We start from the raw sequence: 306 nt of genomic DNA, 5'->3' as shown, positions 1-306 counted from the left end.
GTCTATTCCAGCGAAAAAGATAAGGGTTTAAGTGTAGGAATCGGACATCCCATTGCCAATATGCAGCTCTATATACTGAATGAGATGGAGTTATGTAGTGTAGGCGTTCCTGGTGAGCTATGCATCGCAGGAGACGGAGTAGCCAAAGGCTATCTAAACCAGCCTGAATTAACAGCGGAGAAGTTTATCGACAATCCATATGGCGAAGGGAAGTTATACCGCTCTGGAGATTTGGCGAGATGGCTGCCTAACGGAGAGATGGAATACCTGGGAAGAATAGATGAACAGGTTAAAATCCGAGGATAT

Annotated in this window: 1 protein-coding gene; it reads left to right on the top strand. The window is 45.1% G+C overall.

All coding sequences use genetic code 11. The features are described 5' to 3' along the window. Positions 1 to 306: AMP-binding protein (locus ACNFN4_RS22275; RefSeq protein WP_448200494.1), on the top strand; the 306-nt coding region annotated here is incomplete at both ends.

The sequence above is a fragment of the Bacillus sp. N1(2025) genome (assembly GCF_053470005.1).
Note: the sequence above shows the minus strand (reverse complement) of the source record. Positions and strands in the feature narration are given on the sequence as shown.